Annotated in this window: 4 protein-coding genes and 1 pseudogene; 2 read left to right on the top strand and 3 right to left on the bottom strand. The window is 34.5% G+C overall.

The window, feature by feature from the left end; all coding sequences use genetic code 11:
• The coding region (locus KQI94_RS15135) for an IS6-like element IS1216 family transposase (RefSeq protein WP_065422552.1) at window positions 1-650 on the top strand (650 nt) is incomplete at its 5' end.
• A 37-nt stretch (window positions 651-687) separates the two neighbouring features.
• On the opposite strand, the pseudogene KQI94_RS15140 reads toward KQI94_RS15135, so the two are convergent.
• From KQI94_RS15140 to KQI94_RS15150, 3 genes and pseudogenes are all read right to left on the bottom strand, one after another.
• Window positions 688-2,151, bottom strand: a pseudogene (locus tag KQI94_RS15140) (type I restriction-modification system subunit M); the annotation flags it as partial.
• 337 nt (window positions 2,152-2,488) lie between these two features.
• The gene (locus KQI94_RS15145; RefSeq protein ID WP_000443455.1) at window positions 2,489-3,964 is read right to left on the bottom strand and encodes an RNA-directed DNA polymerase; all 1,476 of its coding nucleotides are present in this window, start codon (window positions 3,962-3,964) and stop codon (window positions 2,489-2,491) included.
• Window positions 3,942-4,895: an IS30 family transposase gene (locus tag KQI94_RS15150; protein WP_000222571.1), complete on the bottom strand. Its 954-nt coding sequence runs from the start codon at window positions 4,893-4,895 to the stop codon at window positions 3,942-3,944. Before KQI94_RS15150 ends, KQI94_RS15145 begins: the two co-directional genes overlap by 23 nt.
• A gap of 642 nt (window positions 4,896-5,537) precedes the next feature.
• On the opposite strand from KQI94_RS15150, the gene KQI94_RS15155 reads away from it, so the two are divergent.
• Window positions 5,538-6,101: a recombinase family protein gene (locus tag KQI94_RS15155; protein WP_000017403.1), complete on the top strand. Its 564-nt coding sequence runs from the start codon at window positions 5,538-5,540 to the stop codon at window positions 6,099-6,101.
• Window positions 6,102-6,209: the final 108 nt, after the last annotated feature.

A 6,209-nucleotide genomic window follows, 5' to 3' on the forward strand; every position in this document is an offset into this window, starting at 1 on the left:
AGGATGTGATTATTGTAGCCGTGGGCTACTATCTTCGTTATAACCTTAGCTATCGTGAAGTTCAAGAAATCTTATATGATCGTGGCATTAACGTTTCTCATACGACGATTTATCGTTGGGTGCAAGAATATGGCAAACTACTCTATCAAATTTGGAAAAAGAAAAATAAAAAATCCTTTTATTCATGGAAAATGGATGAAACGTACATCAAAATTAAAGGAAAATGGCATTATTTGTATCGAGCCATCGATGCAGATGGTTTAACCTTGGATATTTGGTTACGTAAAAAACGGGACACACAAGCAGCCTATGCTTTTCTTAAGCGGTTAGTGAAGCAGTTTGATGAACCGAAGGTTGTAGTCACAGATAAAGCCCCCTCTATTACAAGTGCCTTTAAGAAACTAAAAGAATACGGCTTTTATCAAGGGACAGAACATCGTACCATTAAATACCTGAATAATTTGATTGAACAAGACCATCGTCCAGTAAAGAGACGCAATAAATTCTATCGAAGTTTACGCACTGCCTCTACCACGATTAAAGGCATGGAAGCCATTCGAGGATTATATAAGAAAACCCGAAAAGAAGGCACTCTCTTCGGGTTTTCGGTCTGTACTGAAATCAAGGTATTATTGGGAATCCCAGCTTAAATCATAGATACCGTAAGGGATTTTATTCTTTATTTAAAACTTTGCAACAGAACCCTTCTTCTTCTTCAAAGGTATCCACGTAACGGGGAATGTTTAAGTTGTAATCATTCTCCACAATTTCATCAAATTCTGCGACATAAGCATACTTGTCTTTAATTGTACGGGTTTTATAGGCCTCTAAAATAGCGTCAATATGGTAATCTCGTAGCGTATTTTGCGTTTTTATTTTTTCAAAATCTTGTGACGCATCAATAAAGAGCACATCTTTTTTCGCACGGTCTTTCTTCAAGATAATTACGGTCGTTGGAATGGACGTATTAAAGAAGATGTTAGCAGGTAAGCCAATGACGTTGTCAATGGCACCATTTTCTAACAAGGCTTTGCGTATCTTCCCTTCTGCGCCCCCTCTAAAGAGCACCCCATGTGGCAAAACAATGGCCATGACGCCCGTATCTTTCAAATGATAGTAGCCATGTAATAAGAAAGCAAAGTCCGCTTTTGATTTAGGGGCTAATACGCCATAGGCAGAGAAGCGTGGGTCATCTAAGAAGCCTTTATCAGCCGACCATTTTGCAGAATACGGTGGGTTCATGAGCACCCCATCGAAGTTCGTTGGCTCTTCTGTTGGCCAGTCTTGATCCAAGGTATCCGCATTATGCAAGTGTTGGTTGGCAATGGGAACCCCATGCAAAATCATGTTCATACGCGCCAAATTATAGGTAGACGTATTCAACTCTTGTCCGAAATAAGAAATGGTTCCCGGTTGATGGGAATATTTTTTAGCGTTCAAAAGTAACGAGCCCGAACCCATGGTCGCGTCGTAAACAGAAAAGCCTTTTTTATCTTCTTTTCCTTGTAAAACAATTTGTGTCATCAATTTTGCGACCGGTTGTGGGGTATAGAATTCACCGGCTTTTTTACCGGATTCAGATGCGAATTGGCCAATTAAGTACTCATAGGCATCGCCTAAGACATCGCCAGCATGCCCCGCCATGTTTAACCCTTCTAATTCTTTCATAACATCTGCGATGGTTTTATTTTGTTTTTGTGGGGTTGACCCCAGTTTTTTAGAATACAGATCAATGTCTTCAAATAAGTTCTCAAAGTTTTCGCTGGATTGTTCAATGTCACGGAAACCTTGTACCAGGTCTTCTAATTGAAAAGATCCATCATGAATGGCTGCCACTTGCGCGGTAAAGGTCAATGCGGGTGCGATGGTATATGAAAACTCATCTTTTAGTTCATACAAGAGATCATCCTTTATATCTGCATCTTTAAATGCTTCAACGTAAAGGTCTTGTGCTTTATTTAGGTCGTCCGTTTCTTCCTCCAATAGAACGGAGACATACCGCAGCATGTTGTCGGATAAGTATTTATAAAAGACCAAGCCTAGTAAATAGCTCTTGTATTCATTAGCGTCCATTTTTGAACGCAGGATATCTGCGGAATTCCACAGTGCCTGATATAAGCTTTTTGAATTTTTTTCGATTTGTTCTGTCATTGGTTATTTTCCTCATTCGTGTTGTATTTTTTATAAATCAGTTTTTTAAAAAATTAGTTACTATTTGAACTTGTTTTTTCACCATATGTATTTTAATGAAATGGATAAGCTACATTTGCTTAGACAATTCATGTCTTACTTAATTCTTATTATAACAAACCTATTTCACCTTTTTCGATACATTAAATAATAAGTAACTTAAAATAAGGTTCGAATAACCTTGTTAAATAGTGGTTTTCTTATCTTATAGTATAGAAATCAAGAGATTACTTCCGATATAACATTTTTTTAAAAAAATTAGATTGTAATGTTTTTTATATTCATTCTAAATTTTCACTTAAAAAGGATAATCATTAAAATCATCAAATTCAGTAATATATATTTTCTTACTCATTTTAATATATTTCTCTTCGTCTTTAATGGTCCCTTCATAAAAAGATTTCTTAGCATCTTCATTTAGCCAGTCTACAGAAAACATCTGATTAGAGACAGGATCTTTGATTTTAGATACAAATTCGGATGATAAAACACTATCAAACATTTCTCCAAAAATGGTGGTCAATCTTTGAAACCATATCATCATAAATTCAGTATTTGGCTTTAAAGCATATTTGTTTATAATCATTTCAACTATTTCTCTAGCCTTACTCTCATTTTCGAAATTTAATAACTGCCCTATAATTAAGACACACTGCGGCAAAGAACCCGGGTTATTTATCATGATATCTACCAGGATACCAATAAGTGGTAAAAGATCGTTCGGCTTTGAAGTGATTTTAATAATGCGTTCTTTATTAAACTCAGAAAGTGCTTTTTTCAATTGGCCTGAATTAGGATGCTTATCTGCTAACTTTTTTATTTCCAATAAATGTTTTTGTAAATTTATACTATAACGAATTTCTCTATCACCATCTAAGTTTGTGGCATTCATTCTTATACTTGCCTTAATTTCTTCCCAATAGAGCTTATCTTTTTTGATAGAATCTATGATAATATCATCTGATAATTTTGTTTTACTAGAATTTAACTTAAAATTTAAATCATATAAGACTTCTGATAACACTTTCATAATTTGTTCCAAATCATTACGATTATTTGAAAATATTCTATAATCATCTCTATATCTGAGTACTTTGTAATCTTTTAAATTTTCTAATTTTTTTAATTCTTTCGATAATCTCAAATCAACATACCCTAGAACGATCTCTGCTACAAAATCCATAAGAACGGAACCCTGAGGGATACCATTTGTTTGATTGTGTTGCATTCCAGATATTTTTTTATCTATTTTATCGCCAAGTGAGCCCGAACACTTATTTTCATCATTTTTAACTTTTTCTTTACCATACATGGCCCATGTTATAGAGTGAGTATAAATTGATGGATAACAATCAGCGATGTCAGTAAACATGCAATATTGGTATTTAATATTCTGAGCTAAGCTTTTTTGTTCAAAATATTCCCACCAGTTTAGTATTGTTTCACCAAGATCTGTCCTTTTTGAACCTTTGGAAGCTTCAACAGGTATAGAATAACAGTTAATATTTTTATCTTTTTTAAATTCACTAAACCTCTTTTTTAACTCCTCCCAATGGTCTTCTTTAGTGAGACAATTAACCAAATCTACATATAGAATAGGATGTAGTAGAACGAGAGGACGCCATGAATAGTTTCCATCTTTATTGATAATAAGCGTATAGTTTAAGTCATCACGTTCTTTATACATTCGTGTATCTACAATATCTTTTATATCTTTCGGTTGGTTTTTTTTTGAAGTATTATTTGTCAAATTAAGCGAGACAAAACTTTCCATTTACGTAACTCAAAAAAACTTCTAATGGTGTTTGGTAATTTAGTGATTTTCTAGGGATATGGTTTCTTTTGGACGCAACGGATGAGATGAATCCTTGATTGACTTGGTTGAAGTCCATTTCTTTTGGTAGTCCATCTTTTCGGAGGAGTCCGTTTGAATGTTCATTTAATCCCCGTTGGGAAGGCGTTCCTGGGTCTGCGAAATAAATATCAATATCATTCGTATTACTAATACTTTTCCAATTAGAGAATTCTTTTCCACAATCAAAGGTAATTGATTTGAAAAGATTTTTGGGTACGGATTGAAGCCATTCATTAATCGAATTTTCAATATCAACTGCCTTACGGCCTTCTGGTTTCAAGACGATAATGGCTTTTGAAAGTCGCTCAACGAGTGTGATGACGGCACTTTTATGGTGGATGCCGACAATCGTATCACCCTCTAAATGTCCAAATTCTTCTTCGAAAACGACATAATCTTTTTTACGTTCAGAAATATTTCTTTTGAATGCCTGTTTTCCACGTTTTTCCTTATAACCATTTGGTTTTCGTTTTCCTTGCATCGGTAAATGTAAAACATTGAATTCTCCCGTCTTAAACCGGCGATAGAGGGTACTTATTGAACAAGAGAAGGTTCGCTCTGCACGGCCAATAATGACGTCTGGGGTCCAACCTTCAGTTGATCTTTTTTCAATGTATTCTTTTTCCTCAGCAGGAAAAATGATTTCGGTTCTCCCACAACGTCGCTTATTTTCTTTGTATTGTTCAAAGTATTCAAGTGCTGTTCCACCACATTTGAGAAAGTTATAGACATTGTAAATTGTTTGGCGTCCACGTTTAAGCTGCTTCGCAACGATAGCAACCGGAGTTTCTTGATGAAAATATGCTTCTATCATTACAAGCTCGTTTGGTGTAAGATGGGTATAAGTCATTTATGTTCACTCTCCTTGTATGCTTTAGCGGGTATTACAATTTGAGTGTAACATAAATGGCTTTTTTATTTGTCTCGCTTAATTATACAAACGGCGAAGTTAAAACTTTTTTAGCAGATTTTAAAGTTTCGTCAAAACTAATATATTCTGGTAGCTGAGCATTCAAATAGCTTTCAGACTTCAGAAGAAAATTACGAGCATTTTTATAGTCCATCTCTAATAAAGTTATTCTTTTTTTATCCAATACATTCAGCTCAATTCCTTATAATATTCTATTCCTTAGTATCTCAACATTATTTACTTTATAAAACGAATAAATTTTGTAGTTCTAATTCAAATATTGCATGTTATATCTAATATGGGAGCATTTTATAATTTTCATTGTGATAAACTCGTTATTAACTTTAGGATACACTAGTTAGGATTAAATTAGGTATCTAGAAATTTACTTAAGATTTTTTTGTTTATTTCGTATACACACTCGTATCAAAAACAATCGATTATGAGACAAAATGAAATGACCTCTTTTATTAAATAAAAGAGGTCATATTTTGTATCATAACTTGTTGCATTAACTATGTATCTATAACTCCCTTTTATGATACAATCAAGCCAGAATTAAAGTACGAAAGGAAGAAAAGCATGAGTGGATACATTTATGGTTATGCCCGAGTGAGTACACGTTCACAAGAACTAAATCGTCAATTAGACTTACTCAATGAACAAAATTGTAATGAAATCCTAACTGAGAAAATGACGGGAACCAAAGCGGTTCGTCCCCAACTAAATCGTTTAAAAGATAAAATTCGTCCGGGAGATACGGTAATTGTAGAAAGTTTTTCTCGATTGGGTCGTAGTACAAAGGATTTGATTGACCTTGTTACCTATTTTGAAGAACACCATGTTAAGCTGGTGAGCTTGAAAGAAAACTTCGATACCAGCACGCCTCACGGACGCTTAATGATGACTGTCTTCCAAGCATTTAGTCAGTTCGAACGTGATTTAATTGTTGAACGTACCAAAGAAGGTTTGAAAAGTGCACGTGCGAGAGGTCGTAAAGGTGGCCGTCCACGAGTGAACCAGAAAGATGTTGATCGAGCAGTAAAATTGTATAAAAGTCAGGTTTATAGCGTAAAAGAAATTACGGAAATGACTGGTATTAGCAAGGCAACACTCTACCGCTACTTAAAAGACAATAGGGAATAATCTATTTTAATCTTTAGGAATCTATAATATTTCCTGAATAATTCATACTTTTAATTAAAACCATGTGAAACTGCCTCACGGCAGCTTACAATTACTTTTTCATCTTCA

It is taken from the genome of Enterococcus sp. S183_ASV_20 (assembly GCF_018919685.1).
Taxonomy (GTDB): Bacteria; Bacillota; Bacilli; order Lactobacillales; family Enterococcaceae; genus Enterococcus; species Enterococcus faecalis.

Excerpts from the sequence above, each read along its gene's own strand:
- KQI94_RS15145 (WP_000443455.1), bottom strand. The coding sequence starts at position 3,964 with ATGGAAAGTTTTGTCTCGCTTAATTTGACAAATAATACTTCAAAAAAA.
- KQI94_RS15150 (WP_000222571.1), bottom strand. The coding sequence starts at position 4,895 with ATGACTTATACCCATCTTACACCAAACGAGCTTGTAATGATAGAAGCA.
- KQI94_RS15155 (WP_000017403.1), top strand. The coding sequence starts at position 5,538 with ATGAGTGGATACATTTATGGTTATGCCCGAGTGAGTACACGTTCACAA.